Genomic DNA, 12,720 nt, shown 5'->3' with positions numbered 1-12,720 from the left:
GGCCCTCACCATGCCCAAGCACCGAAACCGCGTCCCCTACCCGAAAGCTGACGACCAGCGACGTCTCATCATCCCAACTGAAAAGCGGAGGTTAAGCGTTGCTTCAGACCTGCCTGCAAGGATTGCACGTACTCGTTAAGGCCCCGGACGGTCCAGTCTGGGGCCATGGACGTACAGCTGATCGCCTTCCTCGGGGTCGCCGCGGGCATGGTCGCCATGCCCGGAGCGGACTTCACCGTCGTCGTACGCAACGCGATCACCTCGCGGCACGCCGGCGTCGCCTGCGCGGTGGGCGTCGCGGCCGGTCTGCTCGTCCACACGGCGCTGGCCGTCGCGGGGCTCGCGGCCCTCCTCGCGACGGTGCCCCTGCTGTACCGGACGCTGCAGATCGCCGGCGGCGCGTACGTGCTGTACCTGGGCGTCCGCGCGCTGCGGACCGCGCTCCGTGCGCGGCCGGACGCCCCCGAGCTCGAGGGCGCGACCGTGAGCGGCGTCGGACGGGGCCTGCGGCAGGGCTTCCTCACCAACGTGCTCAACCCGAAGGCGCCGGTGCTCTTTCTGAGCCTGCTTCCGCAGTTCGTTCCCGACGGCGCCGCGGTGCTGCCGCGCACCCTGCTGCTGGCGGGCATCGTCGTGCTGCTGGCGCTGATCTGGTTCCCGGTAGTGGCGCTGCTGGTCGACCGGCTCGGCCGGTGGCTGCGCAGGCCGCGCACCGCCCGCGCCGTCGAGGGCGCGTCCGGCGGTGCGCTGACCGTGCTCGGCGCGACGCTGCTGGTCCAGTCGACGGCGCACTGACAGCGCGCCACCGCGAGGGAACTGCCGGGGTGTCAGCGCACCCGGCCGTACTTGACGCTCCGCGTCCAGATCTTGGCCAGGCGGACCACGTCCCCGGTCTTCGGCGAGTGCCAGATCCTGCCGTTCCCGGCGTAGATCCCCACGTGGTACACGGCACCGCCGGAATGGAAGAACACCAGGTCACCGTGCCGGCGGTCGGAGGCGGAGATGTGCCGGGTCCGGTTGTACTGCTGCTGTGCGGTCCGGGGCAGTATCTTCCCGGCCTTCTGGTACGAGTAGAGCGTCAGCCCGGAGCAGTCGAAGCGGTTGGGGCCCGTGGCGCCGTACCGGTACGGCGATCCCTGCTTCGACGCCGCCACCTTGAGCGCCTTGCTCGCGTGGCTGCTGATCGCGTGGGCCGGCGTGGCGCCGCCCGGGGCGAGGAGTGTGCCGCCCACGGCGGCGATCGTCAGTGCCGATACGGCGCCCGCCCGGGAGAAGAGGAGCGGGAGATGAATCTGCGCAGTCATGCGCAACCCTTCGTCAGCCGCCTGTGAAGGGTGACCTGTCGGGTTCGGACCGGCGAAGACGCCCGGCCGCCGAAGCGGCTTCACCCCAAGGCGTGTCCGGGAGCCGGTCACGCCGTACTGCTCGGGTCCTCCACTCCTGCCGATGCACTTCCGTCGACCAGACGTCCGGCGCGGCGGCAGGACTCAGCGTCCGCCCGGACCGCCCCGTCGAGGTGACGGGGGCTTGTCGTCCCACGGATCGTTACCCACCCATGTCCGGTTTCCGAGTTGAAACGGCTTTTGTGAAGCTGATCACGACTGGCCCTTTCGGGTGGGCAGGACTGTCGGGCCGCTTTTCCCGTGACCCGGAAACATGGTCGTACCAGCGGCGAAGCAGTCGACTGCGCCAGATCGGTGGCCGCGTGGCGCAAGTCGCACGAGAGGCAACAACTTCGGCGAAGCTCCACCGAACGGGCGACGAATGCCGCTGGCCGGGCGGCGGTTGGCGGCAGCAGAGCGACCGTCAACTTCTCGAAACCGGCGGCACGGTCACCCGTTTCGCCCTGCGCTCACCGTCGGGTACGCGCAACGCCTCGGTGAGCGTGTGCGTGTGCGTGTACACCTCGCTCTCGCCCGTACGCGCATGAGCGTCAGGGCCTCCTTGAGTGCGCCCGCCCCCGCCCGACCAGCGCCTGCGCGGCGCGCAGGGCCGAGTAGGGGTGGGGGGAGCGGGCCGGGTTGTCCGGCCGACCAGGTCGAGGACTTCGAGGTAAAAGTCGACGAACTCGGCCTCGGCGCGCGTGAGAGCGGGCAGCGGTGGCAGTTCGGGCGGCAGCATGCCCGGCTCACCTCCCGGCGGGGGAGGGCGCGGCCGAGCTCCTGCGGGAGGCGATGACGTGATCGATCAGGCCGTACTCGCTGGCCGCCGACGCGTCGAACACCTTGTCCCGCTCCAGGTCGCCGGCGATACGCCCCGGAGTCTGTCCGGTGTGGCGCACGAGCATCCCGGCCAGTTGTTCGCGCAGCCGCAGCAACTCGGCGGCGTGGATCTCCAGATCGGACGGCTGTCCGCGCAACGGCTCCTGGTACGAGGGCTGCTGCATCACGACGCGGGCACCCGGCAGCGCCATCCGCTTCCCCGGCGCACCGGCGGCGAGCAGCGCGGTCGCGACCGAGGCGGCCCGGCCGAGGCGGGTGGTCGCCACGTCGCAGGTGATCACCTGCATCGTGTCGTAAACGGTGGCCATGGCGCTCAGCGATCCGCCGCGGCCAGGACTCTCCGCGACCGCACAGCAGAAGACCGCGCGTCCCCGTCCGCTACAGCGGGGACGCGCGGCCCGTTCGCGGGGTCAGGCGGCCGGGACGGCGGAGGGGCGGGGTGACGCACCCGCCGGGGCCGGGGCCGGGGAGCGGCGGTGGGCGACGAGTACCGCGGTCAGGCCCAGGGCCGCCCATACGGACAGCGTCAGCAGTGCCGCGGCCCCGCCGCTGCCGTCGAAGTACGCCACCGAGCGCATCAGTGTCGCGCCCGCGCCCGGCGGCAGCCACTGGCCGAGGTCCCCGACCGGCCCGGGGAGCAGTTCCGGTGCGGACGACGCGCCGGAGAACGGGTTGCCGAGCAGCACCATCACCAGGGCTCCGGCCCCGATGCCCGGCGTGCCGAGCAGGGCGGCCAGCCCGGCGACGGGTGCGCCGACCGCGGCGACCGTGAGGCTCAGCGCGCCCGCCTCCGCCCACCAGCCGCCGTCGAGCACGCCGAGCCAGCTGTGGGCGATCGCCGTGGCGGTGATGCCGACCAGGACGGCCGCGCCGGCGAGCGCACCGGCGGCCCGGGTGCCGCGCAGGCCCAGCAGGGTCACCAGCGCGCCGGCCGCGACGCCGCCGAGGACCAGCGGCAGGACGCTCGCGGGGAGCGCGCTGCCCCGCGGGTCGCCGGCCGGGAGGGGCGCGAGGTCCGTCACCCGCACCTCGGCGCCCGGCGGGGCCTGCGCCGTCACCGCCTGCTCCAGCAGCTGGGCGACGGCGGGGCCGCCTCCGGTGGCGATCAGCAGCTTCGGGCCCTCGGGCGCGGCGACCACGGCCCCGTATACGACCCGGTCCTCGATCGCGGTCCTGGCGGCGGCCTCGTCCTCGTAGCGGTGGACGTCGAAGGCGCCGCCGCGCTCTTCGAAGCGCTGCTCGAGCTGACCCGCGGCCGCGGTGGGGCCCGCGACGCCGATGGGCAGGTTGCGCGGCGCGGTCCTGGCGGCCGGCCAGGCGAAGGCCCACAGGGCCAGCGCCGCCACGACCGGGACCAGGACCATCACCGCGATCACGCGGCGGTGAGGTGCAGCGGACATGGGAACCCCCTGAAGAGAAGGATCGTTCGTTTTATCTTGTCGCCACTGTCCCGCCGCGATCCGAGCTTGTCAAGAATGAATGTTCGTTTTACTTTTGGCCCATGGCTCGCGTATCCCAGGAACACCTCGACGCACGTCGCCGCCAGATCCTCGACGGCGCCGCCCGCTGCGTCTCCCGCAACGGCTTCCACGCCACGTCCATGCAGGACATCCTCCGTGAGTCGGGACTGTCGGCCGGGGCGGTGTACCGGTACTTCCGCAGCAAGGAGGAGCTGATCGCGGCCATCGCCGACGAGGCGTTCGGCAGCATCCGCTCGGCCTTCGAGGAGGCGGCGCGGACCACACCGCCCCCCACGCCAGACGTGCTCCTCGGGCGGGTGCTGCGGCGGATGCTGATCGAGGAGGTGCCCGGCGGCGACCGGCAGGCATTCGCCCGGCTGATCGTCCAGGTGTGGACGGAGACCCTGCGCAACGAGCGGCTGGCCGCGGTCCTCGACGACGGCTACGGCCGGATGCGCGGCGCATGGGCGGACCTCGTCCGTGCCTACCGTTCGTCCGGGCAGATGGAGGCGGACGTCGACCCCGACCATGTGGCCCGCACCCTCATCGCGACCGCCCAGGGGTTCATCGCCCAGCAGGCTCTCTTCGGCAACGTGGAGGTCGAGGTGCTGGAGGACGGGCTGCGCGCGCTGATGTCGATGCGCGAGCCGCAGAGCCCGCAGCCGGAGACGCCGGGGGAGCCACAGACGCCGGGGGAGCGGAAGATCAGTTAACGCAACGGAAAAGTGCCGGAAAAAACCGCGTCCTAAGGTTCGACGCCTGGTCGTGGAACACCCGCGCGCGAGTCAACAGGCCGTTGAAGCGCGCTGCGGTCCATCGCGGCCGGCGATCAGTTGGCCGGACGACAGTGAGGTGGACGCGTGCGACTCTCCCCGCACGAGCAGGAGCGGTTGCTCATCCATGTGGCCGCCGACGTGGCGCAGAAGCGCAGGGCACGCGGTGTGAAGCTGAACCATCCGGAGGCCGTCGCCCTCATCACCGTGCACATCCTCGAAGGCGCCCGCGACGGCCGCAGCGTCAGCGAACTCATGGTGTCCGGACGGAAGGTGCTCACCCGGGACGACGTCATGGACGGCATCGCCGAGATGATCCATGACGTCCAGGTGGAGGCCACCTTCCCCGACGGAACCAAGCTCGTGACCGTTCACGAGCCGATCCTCTGAAGGGCGTGACGCGCATGATCCCCGGAGAGATCCTTTACGGCGACGGGCCGGTGGTCCTCAACGAGGGCCGCGAGACCACCCGCCTCACCGTCGTGAACGCCGCCGACCGCCCGGTCCAGGTCGGCTCCCACTACCACTTCGCCGAGGCCAACCCCGGTCTCGACTTCGACCGCGCCGCCGCCCGCGGCATGCGGCTGGCCGTCGCCGCCGGCACCGCCGTCCGTTTCGAGCCGGGCGTCCCCGTCGACGTGGAACTCGTACCGCTCGCCGGCCGCCGGATCGTGGCGGGGCTGCGCGGAGAGACCGGAGGACACCTCGATGGCTGAACTGCGACGCGCCGTGTACGCCGACCTGTTCGGCCCCACCACCGGCGACCGTATCCGCCTCGCCGACACCGACCTGCTCGTCGAGATCGAGGACGACCTCTCCGGCGGCCCCGGCCGCGCGGGCGACGAGGCGGTCTTCGGCGGCGGCAAGGTGATCCGCGAGTCCATGGGCCAGGCCCGTACGACACGGGCCGAGGGCGCGCCCGACACCGTGATCACCGGGGCCGTGATCCTCGACCACTGGGGCGTGGTGAAGGCCGACATCGCGCTGCGTGACGGGCGGATCAGCGGCATCGGCAAGGCCGGCAACCCCGACACCATGGACGGCGTCCATCCGGCGCTGGTCATCGGGCCGGAGACCGAGATCATCGCGGGCAACGGGAAGATCCTCACCGCCGGGGCCGTCGACGCGCACGTCCACTTCATCTCGCCGACCCTCGTCGAGCAGGCGCTCGCCACCGGGGTCACCACCCTCGTCGGCGGCGGCACCGGACCGGCGGAGGGGACCAAGGCCACCACCGTCACCCCCGGCCCCTGGCACCTCGCCCGGATGTTCGAGGCGCTGGAGAGCTTCCCGGTCAACATCGGCCTGCTCGGCAAGGGCAACACCACCTCACGCGAGGCCATGCACTCCCAACTCCGGGGCGGGGCCCTCGGGTTCAAGATCCACGAGGACTGGGGCGCGACTCCCGCGGCCATCGACGCGTGTCTGCGCGTCTGCGACCAGAGCGGCGCCCAACTCGCCATCCACACCGACACGTTGAACGAGGCCGGTTTCGTCGGCGACACGCTCGCCGCCATCGCGGGCCGCACCGTCCACGCGTACCACACGGAGGGCGCGGGCGGCGGGCACGCGCCGGACATCATCACCGTCGTCTCCGAGCCGTACGTACTGCCCAGCTCGACCAACCCGACCCGCCCGCACACCGTCAACACCATCGACGAGCACCTCGACATGCTGATGGTCTGCCACCACCTCAACCCGGCCGTCCCCGAGGACCTCGCCTTCGCGGAATCACGTATCCGGCCGTCCACCATCGCGGCCGAGGACGTCCTGCACGACCTCGGAGCGATCTCGATCATCTCCTCCGACGCGCAGGCGATGGGCCGGATCGGCGAGGTGGTCATGCGTACGTGGCAGACCGCGCACGTGATGAAGAAGCGCCGGGGCGCACTCCCCGGCGACGGCCGCGCCGACAACCACCGAGCACGTCGCTATGTCGCCAAATACACGATCAACCCCGCGGTCGCCCAGGGCATCGACGGCGAGATCGGCTCGGTGGAGACCGGCAAGCTCGCCGATCTCGTGCTGTGGGACCCGGCGTTCTTCGGTGTGAAGCCGCAACTGGTCATCAAGGGCGGCCAGATCGCCTACGCCCAGATGGGCGACGCGAACGCCTCGATCCCCACGCCGCAACCCGTCCTGCCACGCCCGATGTTCGGCGCGCTGGGCCGCGCGGCGGCCGGCGGCTCGGTCAACTTCGTCGCGCAGGCGGCCATCGAGGACGACCTGCCGGAACGGCTCCGGCTGGACAAGGCGTTCGTGCCGATCCGCAGCACCCGCCGGGTGACGAAGGCCGACATGCGGGAGAACGACGCACTGCCCCGGGTGGAGGTCGACGCCGACACGTTCACGGTGACGATCGACGGCGAGGCCGTCGAGCCGGCGCCCGCCGCGGAACTTCCCATGGCCCAGCGGTACTTCCTCTTCTGATGACGACCGGAACCGGAACCCCCGCCGCCGCGGCCCCTGCAGGCCCGACCCGTGGGAGCGCCGCATGAGCCGCGCCGCGCTGCTCGTCCTCGCCGACGGCCGCTTCCCCGCCGGAGGCCACGCACACTCGGGCGGCGCGGAGGCGGCCGTCCGGGCCGGGCGCATCAAGGACGCGGCGGACCTCGCCGCGTTCTGCCGGGGCCGGCTGCACACCACCGGCCTCACCTCCGCGGCCCTCGCCGCCTGCGCCGCGCTCGGCCACGACCCGGTCGAACTCGACGCCGCCGCCGACGCCCGCACCCCCTCGCCGGCCCTGCGGGCGGCGGCCCGCAGACTCGGCCGGCAGATGATGCGCGCGGCCCGTGCCACCTGGCCGGATCCGCTGCTCGACGCGCTCGCCGCCCGGTTCCCGCGCGGTACGCACCAGCCCGTCGTGCTCGGCACGGCCGCTCGCGCCGCGGGCCTCGGCGCCGAGGACGCCGCGCACTGCGTGGCGTACGAGACGATCAGCGGCCCGGCGACCGCGGCCGTACGGCTGCTGAGCCTGGACCCCTTCCAGGCCACCGCAGTCCTCGCCCGCCTCGCGCCGGAGACCGACGACGTGGCGGCACGGGCCGCGGCCGCCGCCCGGGACGGCGTCGAGGCACTGCCCGCCGCGTCCGCGCCGCTGCTGGAGATCACCGCGGAGGAGCACGCGGCCTGGCCGGTACGCCTCTTCGCGTCCTGACCGGGCCGGGTCCCGCACCGCCCTCGTACCAAGGAGCCCACACCATGCACCTCGACCACCATCACGAGACCGCGCCGGCCGTCAGTGCCGACGCCGCACGCCCCGACGGCACGCGGCGGGCCCTGCGGATCGGCCTCGGCGGGCCGGTGGGCTCCGGCAAGACCGCCACCGTCGCCGCCCTGTGCGCCGCGCTGCGCGACAAGTTCTCCATCGCGGTCGTCACCAACGACATCTACACCCGCGAGGACGCCGAGTTCCTGCTGCGCAACGCGGTGCTGCCGCCCGAACGCATCCAGGCCGTCGAGACCGGCGCCTGCCCGCACACCGCCATCCGTGACGACATCTCCGCCAACCTCGAAGCCGTGGAGGACCTCGAGGACAACGTCGGCCCGCTCGACCTGATCCTCGTCGAATCGGGCGGCGACAACCTGACCGCGACGTTCTCCAGGGGACTGGTCGACGCCCAGGTCTTCGTCATCGACGTCGCCGGCGGCGACGACATCCCGCGCAAGGGCGGCCCCGGCGTCACCACCGCCGACCTCCTCGTCGTCAACAAGACCGACCTCGCGCCGCACGTCGGCTCCGACCTCGCCCGGATGGCGCGCGACGCCAAGGAGCAGCGCGGCGAACTCCCCGTCGTCTTCACGTCGTTGCGCGACGAGGACGGTGTCGCCCCGGTCGCCGCGTGGGTGCGCGCCCGGCTCGCCGCCTGGACCGGCTGACCCCATGGGCATCGAGGCAACGGCCCGGATCGTCGCCGACGGCGCCGGACTGCCCGTCCTGGCCGGCGACGGACCGATCGCGCTGCGCCGCACCCGGGCCCACGGGTCCGGGCTGCGGGTCACCATGGTCGGCGCGATGAGCGCGCCGCTCGGCGGCGACCGGCTCGCCGTCGAAGCCACCGTCCGCGACGGCACGCTCCTGACCGTTGACTCCGCCGCCGCCACCATCGCCCTGCCGGGCCGCGAACCCGTCCCGGCCCGGTACGACATCACACTGGACGTCGGCGAGGACGCTCGACTGTGCTGGCTGCCGGAGCAGTTGATCGCCGCACGCGGCAGCGACCTGCGTACGCACACCCGGGTCCGCCTCGCCGCCGGCGCGCGCCTGGTGCTCCGCGAGGAACAGATCCTCGGACGGTACGGGGAGGAATCCGGCACGCTCACCACCCGCCTCACCGTCCACCGGGCCGGCCGGCCCCTGCTCGACACCGGACTCGCCTGCGGGCCCGGCGCCCCCGGCGGCTGGGACGGCCCCGCCGTGCTCGCCGGCCACCGGGCGGTCGGCCAACTCCTCGTCGTGGACGCGGCGTTCGAAGAAAAGCCGCCCGGGCCCCGGCTGCTGGGGCCCACCGCGGCGCTCACCCCGCTCGCCGGCCCCGCCGCACTGGTCACCGCAGTCGCCCGGGACGCACTCACTCTGCGCCGCGTGCTCGACGAGGCCCGGCAGGACCTGCTCGACGGCCCGCAGCACTGACCGACGGCCGCCCCCCCCGTACACCAGGCGTCAGCCGCGCCGCCGGAGGAACCGGGTCGGCCTGGCGACGCGCTGCTCCTGCTCGCGCTCCTGCTCCTCGGCCTTGACCTCGGCGGCGTAGCGGTCGACGTACTCCTGGCCGGAGAGCTCCAGGATCGCGTACATGATCTCGTCGGTGATGGCGCGGATCGCCGCCTTCTGGTTCTCCAGGCCCGCGTAGCGCGAGAAGTCCAGCGGCTTCCCGAACCGGACCGTGACGCGCTTGATCTTCGGGAGCACCTGGCCGGGCGGCTGGATCTCGAAGGTCCCCACCATCGCGCACGGCACCACCGGCACACCGGCCCGGAGGGCCATGACGGCCACCCCGACCTTGCCCTTGTACAGCCGGCCGTCGTGCGACCGGGTGCCCTCCGGGTAGATGCCCAGCAACTCGCCCTTGCTCAGCACCCCGAGCCCTTCGCGGATGGCCGCCTGACCGGCTTCCTTGCCCGATCGGTCGACCGGGATCTGCCCGGCGCTGTGGAAGAACGCCGCTGTCAGCCGGCCCTTGAGGCCGGGCCCGGTGAAGTACTCGGCCTTGGCGAGGAAGGTGATGCGCCGCTTGATGATCGCCGGCATCAGGAAGTGGTCGGAGAAGGAGAGGTGGTTGCCCGCGACGATCGCCGCGCCGTCGGCGGGGATGTGCTCAAGCCCTTCGATGCGCGGCCGGAAGAGCAACCGCAACAGAGGCCCGAGAAGGACGTACTTGAGCACGTAGTAGAACACGGGGATCTCCAACTCTGCCGGGTCGGCTCTCTGCGGCCGCGTTCTGCCGGATCACGGCATCTGGGCGCGTCATGTCTCGTCGGGCGGCGCGCGACCGCGCCAGGTGCGGGGTGGTGATCGATCGTAGCCCGGTACCGGGCGGCCGACGAGGGTGGCGAGGACGAAAGCGGCTTTTCGCGTCCATGTCATTGTCATGCCGGTCGACACGCGCCGGACAGGGGCCGGCGCGTGTCGACCGCCGGACCGGCGGGTACCCGGCGGTCGACAGGGGGCCACGACCCGAACCCTGGAGGCGACAGCCATGCAGCGTGGAAGCAACCCCAAGAGTCCCCGCGAGGACGACGAGCTCAAGCACCAGATGCAGGGCTACCTGAAGTCCGGGCAGCACACGCACACCGAGGACGCGAAGGACCCGGAGCCGGTGGCGGACGACGACCCCAGGACCGACACCAGCCGCCAGGCACATGAACGCTCGCGAGAAGCCGACGACCGCAAGGCCGACCATCGCAAGGCCGACGACGAAGAGTGACGACGGGGGACGTCGGCAGCGCGACCGCGCTGCCGGTGTCCCTCTGCCGGGCGGACGCTCCGTACCGCGTCACCCGTACACCGCCCCGGTACGAGGCCATCGGTGTGGACCTGGGGGGATACGGCGCTGCGCGCCTCCCCCCACGGGTAGCCGTCCACCCATGAACGTGAACCCCATCGAATTGCAGAAGGCCCTGGGAGGCGTCGGCTATCCCGCCGACAAGAAGCAGATCGTGGACCAGGCCAAGCAGCACGGAGCCGACGAGAAGATCATGAACGCGCTCGGCTCCCTGCCGGAGAAGACCTACGACTCGCCAGCCGACGTGAACAAGGAAGTGAGCCGGGAGGAGGGCCAGTAGCCCGACCAGCCCGACCAGCCCGACCAGCCCGACCGGCTTCTGGCAGGGCGGCACGGCGACCGCATCAACGCGGTCGCCGTGCCGCTCCGCTGTGTCCGCCGCCCGGGCGCGGGCTCAGCGGCCGAGTGCCTGGCGCAGCTCGTCCTTGTTCATCGAGGAGCGCCCCTCGACGTTCTTCTTCTTGGCCTCCTCGTACAGCTGGTCCTTCGTCGGACCCTGCGACCCGGATCCGGACCGCTCGCCGCCGCGCTCGGGGGCCGACTTCCTGTCCCGGGTGGACGTCTTACTGGCGGTCTTCGACTCGCCCGAGCGGGCCCGCTCCTTGTTGACGGTCCGCGCGGCGATCTCCTTCGCCCGCCCTGTGGAGGTCCCGCGCTTCTCCGCGCCCTCCTTGATGTGCTCGTACTGACGCTCCCGCTTGGAGCTGGACCCTGCGGGCATGGTTTCCTCCTTGGTGCGATCGGCTCCGGGGACGCCCGGCGCACCCGTTCAGCGAGGCTGCGCCGGGTTCTGCGGTGTGCCGTGCGACGGCGGGTTCTGGGGCGGTCCCGCCGTCTCCGGCGAGATCTTCGATCCGCCGCGCGCTGCTTCCGCCCGTTCGGGCGCGACGCTGCCGGCCGAGCCCGACGAGGGGCTGGCGCCGGCCGCCAGCTCCTGCAGTCTCGCCTCCATGGTCTGCATCACGAGGAGCCGGGAGGCGTGGGCCTGCTCGTACGCCAGCACCTGCCGGAGCTCCTCCGCGGAGAGCGCGCGGATGCGCTGCTGCACGGCCTCCAGAGGCAGGTGGTCGTAGTCGGGAAGCGGCAGCGCGTCATGGCTCGGGACCTGGGTGTTCGAGGCGTCTTCGTCTGCCATCGGAATGTCCCTCCGGATCCTGGGGTTCGCATCCTTCTCAGTGGGCGCCCGGCTCAGTCGCCGCTCTGCTCGCGCTCCCCCTTGGGGCCACGGCCGCGCTCGGTCCTGGGGCCCCGGCTGCGCCACTGGGGGTCCTCCTGGAGCGACGCGTTGGCCTCGTCGTTGGCGTGGCTGTCCGGGACGCCTTCGCTTTCGGCGTCCTTGCGCTTCCTGGCCCGTCGTGTGTCGTACTTCTTGCTGCCGGGCTCGGGCATCGCGATCACCTCCAGTGCACGCGAGTGCCCTGCGCAAATCCGTTCAAACTGGCGCGCCCGTCCGGCCGCAGCCGTTCAGAACGGCGGCTCACCGATGCCCGTGATCAACAGGATTCCGGTGCCGAAGTAGCGACGGCTCACCACGAAGCCGCTCGTCCGGCCGTCCGGCATCCGCAGCTGGTGCGCCTCGGCGTCCATGACGCTCCAGGCTTCGTCCTCGCCCGCAGCGATCTCGATCTTGCCGTTCCAGTCGGTCAGCCCCGGCGCCTCTTCCGGCTGGAGGGACGCGTCCTCCTCGCCCCATGAGCGCAGGTCCGCCGTCGCCGGATACTCGGCACCGTCCGCGATCACCGTCACGTCGCCCTGGTACTCACCCATGAATCCAGTGTGCGCCGCCTTGAGCGCACGCCGCCACGCCCGGCCGCGCCACCGCTCTCACCCGCCCGTACCAAGGCCAGGCCTCCGCGTCACCGAGAGCGTGTGAGGCGTCACAAGGGGTGCCGGAAGTCGAACACCGCTGGCAGAGCGGCGTGGCGCGGCGAACTGCGGCGGACCGGTCGCGAACTGATGGAGCGACGGACGTCCACGCAAGCACCAACCCGAGTGGTGAGCGGGGCCCCGCAGGCTGACGGTGGATCATGTCGCCGCTACGGACCCATGAGCCGACGGGATGTCAGCCGACGTAGTCGCGACGAAAGGATCTCGCAATGCGCTCTGCCCGCATTCTTCTCGCCACGGCCACCGCGACGGCCGCGCTCGTCATCACCGCGCCCGGCGCCCACGCCGTGGCCGCCTCCGGCTCGGACAAGGACGACTCCTCGTACAGCAGCGAAAACCACAGCCAGTCCGACAAGGACTGGGGCAAGGACAA

17 protein-coding genes, 2 pseudogenes and 1 riboswitch are annotated in these 12,720 nt (G+C 72.1%); of the genes and pseudogenes, 10 read left to right on the top strand and 9 right to left on the bottom strand.

Annotated elements, in window-relative coordinates:
- Positions 1 to 165 precede the first annotated feature (165 nt).
- Positions 166 to 795: a LysE family translocator gene (locus ACFYOP_RS21745; protein WP_356898870.1), complete on the top strand. Its 630-nt coding sequence runs from the start codon at positions 166 to 168 to the stop codon at positions 793 to 795.
- Positions 796 to 827: 32 nt separating this feature from the next.
- Here the strand turns inward: ACFYOP_RS21745 and ACFYOP_RS21740 are convergent, their stop codons facing one another.
- The 4 genes and pseudogenes from ACFYOP_RS21740 to ACFYOP_RS21725 form a co-directional block, all read right to left on the bottom strand.
- A complete protein-coding gene (locus tag ACFYOP_RS21740) occupies positions 828 to 1,304 on the bottom strand; it encodes a C40 family peptidase (RefSeq protein WP_356898869.1) in 477 nt (158 codons plus the stop codon).
- A 3-nt stretch (positions 1,305 to 1,307) separates the two neighbouring features.
- A riboswitch (cyclic di-AMP (ydaO/yuaA leader) is annotated at positions 1,308 to 1,470 on the bottom strand.
- Between the two features lie 336 nt (positions 1,471 to 1,806).
- Positions 1,807 to 2,121, bottom strand: a pseudogene (locus ACFYOP_RS21735) (hypothetical protein).
- A gap of 7 nt (positions 2,122 to 2,128) precedes the next feature.
- Positions 2,129 to 2,548: pseudogene (locus ACFYOP_RS21730) on the bottom strand (ClpP family protease); the annotation flags it as partial.
- 84 nt (positions 2,549 to 2,632) lie between these two features.
- Complete coding sequence (locus ACFYOP_RS21725; RefSeq protein ID WP_356898868.1) at positions 2,633 to 3,622, bottom strand: ABC transporter permease; 990 nt, start codon at positions 3,620 to 3,622, stop codon at positions 2,633 to 2,635.
- 101 nt (positions 3,623 to 3,723) lie between these two features.
- Between ACFYOP_RS21725 and ACFYOP_RS21720 the strand changes: the two genes are divergently transcribed.
- From ACFYOP_RS21720 to ACFYOP_RS21690, 7 genes are all read left to right on the top strand, one after another.
- Positions 3,724 to 4,395 (top strand): TetR/AcrR family transcriptional regulator, encoded by a 672-nt coding sequence (locus tag ACFYOP_RS21720; RefSeq protein ID WP_356898867.1) that lies wholly within the window; start codon positions 3,724 to 3,726, stop codon positions 4,393 to 4,395.
- A gap of 147 nt (positions 4,396 to 4,542) precedes the next feature.
- A complete protein-coding gene (locus ACFYOP_RS21715) occupies positions 4,543 to 4,845 on the top strand; it encodes an urease subunit gamma (RefSeq protein WP_356898866.1) in 303 nt (100 codons plus the stop codon).
- Between the two features lie 14 nt (positions 4,846 to 4,859).
- On the top strand, positions 4,860 to 5,171 hold the full coding sequence (locus tag ACFYOP_RS21710; protein WP_356898872.1) for an urease subunit beta: 312 nt from the start codon (positions 4,860 to 4,862) through the stop codon (positions 5,169 to 5,171).
- Complete coding sequence (locus ACFYOP_RS21705) at positions 5,164 to 6,885, top strand: urease subunit alpha (protein ID WP_356898865.1); 1,722 nt, start codon at positions 5,164 to 5,166, stop codon at positions 6,883 to 6,885. Before ACFYOP_RS21710 ends, ACFYOP_RS21705 begins: the two co-directional genes overlap by 8 nt.
- Before the next feature lie 64 nt (positions 6,886 to 6,949).
- Positions 6,950 to 7,612 carry an urease accessory UreF family protein gene (locus ACFYOP_RS21700; protein WP_356898864.1) on the top strand — a complete coding sequence of 221 codons (663 nt, stop codon included), beginning with the start codon at positions 6,950 to 6,952 and terminating at the stop codon, positions 7,610 to 7,612.
- A gap of 44 nt (positions 7,613 to 7,656) precedes the next feature.
- Positions 7,657 to 8,334, top strand: coding sequence for an urease accessory protein UreG (ureG, locus tag ACFYOP_RS21695; protein ID WP_356898863.1), 678 nt, complete (start codon positions 7,657 to 7,659; stop codon positions 8,332 to 8,334).
- 4 nt (positions 8,335 to 8,338) lie between these two features.
- Positions 8,339 to 9,088, top strand: a complete 750-nt coding sequence (locus ACFYOP_RS21690; protein ID WP_356898862.1) for an urease accessory protein UreD — start codon at positions 8,339 to 8,341, stop codon at positions 9,086 to 9,088.
- Between the two features lie 30 nt (positions 9,089 to 9,118).
- Here the strand turns inward: ACFYOP_RS21690 and ACFYOP_RS21685 are convergent, their stop codons facing one another.
- On the bottom strand, positions 9,119 to 9,853 hold the full coding sequence (locus tag ACFYOP_RS21685) for a lysophospholipid acyltransferase family protein (RefSeq protein WP_356898861.1): 735 nt from the start codon (positions 9,851 to 9,853) through the stop codon (positions 9,119 to 9,121).
- A gap of 301 nt (positions 9,854 to 10,154) precedes the next feature.
- On the opposite strand from ACFYOP_RS21685, the gene ACFYOP_RS21680 reads away from it, so the two are divergent.
- Positions 10,155 to 10,382: a hypothetical protein gene (locus tag ACFYOP_RS21680; RefSeq protein ID WP_356898860.1), complete on the top strand. Its 228-nt coding sequence runs from the start codon at positions 10,155 to 10,157 to the stop codon at positions 10,380 to 10,382.
- A gap of 160 nt (positions 10,383 to 10,542) precedes the next feature.
- Positions 10,543 to 10,740: a DUF2795 domain-containing protein gene (locus tag ACFYOP_RS21675; RefSeq protein ID WP_356898859.1), complete on the top strand. Its 198-nt coding sequence runs from the start codon at positions 10,543 to 10,545 to the stop codon at positions 10,738 to 10,740.
- A 114-nt stretch (positions 10,741 to 10,854) separates the two neighbouring features.
- On the opposite strand, the gene ACFYOP_RS21670 is transcribed toward ACFYOP_RS21675, so the two are convergent.
- The 4 genes from ACFYOP_RS21670 to ACFYOP_RS21655 all read right to left on the bottom strand — a co-directional run bounded on the left by ACFYOP_RS21670 (position 10,855) and on the right by ACFYOP_RS21655 (position 12,227).
- Positions 10,855 to 11,181 carry a plasmid stabilization protein gene (locus ACFYOP_RS21670; protein WP_356898858.1) on the bottom strand — a complete coding sequence of 109 codons (327 nt, stop codon included), beginning with the start codon at positions 11,179 to 11,181 and terminating at the stop codon, positions 10,855 to 10,857.
- 48 nt (positions 11,182 to 11,229) lie between these two features.
- Positions 11,230 to 11,595 carry a hypothetical protein gene (locus ACFYOP_RS21665; protein WP_356898857.1) on the bottom strand — a complete coding sequence of 122 codons (366 nt, stop codon included), beginning with the start codon at positions 11,593 to 11,595 and terminating at the stop codon, positions 11,230 to 11,232.
- Between the two features lie 53 nt (positions 11,596 to 11,648).
- The gene (locus ACFYOP_RS21660; RefSeq protein ID WP_356898856.1) at positions 11,649 to 11,849 is read right to left on the bottom strand and encodes a hypothetical protein; all 201 of its coding nucleotides are present in this window, start codon (positions 11,847 to 11,849) and stop codon (positions 11,649 to 11,651) included.
- 75 nt (positions 11,850 to 11,924) lie between these two features.
- Positions 11,925 to 12,227, bottom strand: a complete 303-nt coding sequence (locus ACFYOP_RS21655; protein WP_356898855.1) for a hypothetical protein — start codon at positions 12,225 to 12,227, stop codon at positions 11,925 to 11,927.
- Positions 12,228 to 12,720: the final 493 nt, after the last annotated feature.

Origin of the sequence: Streptomyces sp. NPDC006294 (genome assembly GCF_042870895.1) — a bacterium.
Classification (GTDB): domain Bacteria; phylum Actinomycetota; class Actinomycetes; order Streptomycetales; family Streptomycetaceae; genus Streptomyces.
The sequence above is the reverse complement of the archived record's forward strand: the minus strand, read 5'-3'. Positions and strand labels throughout refer to the sequence as shown.

Bases quoted from the DNA above. Each gene is read 5' to 3' on its own strand.
- ACFYOP_RS21745 (WP_356898870.1), top strand. From the start codon at position 166: ATGGACGTACAGCTGATCGCCTTCCTCGGGGTCGCCGCGGGCATGGTC.
- ACFYOP_RS21740 (WP_356898869.1), bottom strand. From the start codon at position 1,304: ATGACTGCGCAGATTCATCTCCCGCTCCTCTTCTCCCGGGCGGGCGCC.
- ACFYOP_RS21725 (WP_356898868.1), bottom strand. From the start codon at position 3,622: ATGTCCGCTGCACCTCACCGCCGCGTGATCGCGGTGATGGTCCTGGTC.
- ACFYOP_RS21720 (WP_356898867.1), top strand. From the start codon at position 3,724: ATGGCTCGCGTATCCCAGGAACACCTCGACGCACGTCGCCGCCAGATC.
- ACFYOP_RS21710 (WP_356898872.1), top strand. From the start codon at position 4,860: ATGATCCCCGGAGAGATCCTTTACGGCGACGGGCCGGTGGTCCTCAAC.
- ACFYOP_RS21705 (WP_356898865.1), top strand. From the start codon at position 5,164: ATGGCTGAACTGCGACGCGCCGTGTACGCCGACCTGTTCGGCCCCACC.
- ACFYOP_RS21700 (WP_356898864.1), top strand. From the start codon at position 6,950: ATGAGCCGCGCCGCGCTGCTCGTCCTCGCCGACGGCCGCTTCCCCGCC.
- ureG (WP_356898863.1), top strand. From the start codon at position 7,657: ATGCACCTCGACCACCATCACGAGACCGCGCCGGCCGTCAGTGCCGAC.
- ACFYOP_RS21690 (WP_356898862.1), top strand. From the start codon at position 8,339: ATGGGCATCGAGGCAACGGCCCGGATCGTCGCCGACGGCGCCGGACTG.
- ACFYOP_RS21680 (WP_356898860.1), top strand. From the start codon at position 10,155: ATGCAGCGTGGAAGCAACCCCAAGAGTCCCCGCGAGGACGACGAGCTC.
- ACFYOP_RS21675 (WP_356898859.1), top strand. From the start codon at position 10,543: ATGAACGTGAACCCCATCGAATTGCAGAAGGCCCTGGGAGGCGTCGGC.
- ACFYOP_RS21670 (WP_356898858.1), bottom strand. From the start codon at position 11,181: ATGCCCGCAGGGTCCAGCTCCAAGCGGGAGCGTCAGTACGAGCACATC.
- ACFYOP_RS21665 (WP_356898857.1), bottom strand. From the start codon at position 11,595: ATGGCAGACGAAGACGCCTCGAACACCCAGGTCCCGAGCCATGACGCG.
- ACFYOP_RS21660 (WP_356898856.1), bottom strand. From the start codon at position 11,849: ATGCCCGAGCCCGGCAGCAAGAAGTACGACACACGACGGGCCAGGAAG.
- ACFYOP_RS21655 (WP_356898855.1), bottom strand. From the start codon at position 12,227: ATGGGTGAGTACCAGGGCGACGTGACGGTGATCGCGGACGGTGCCGAG.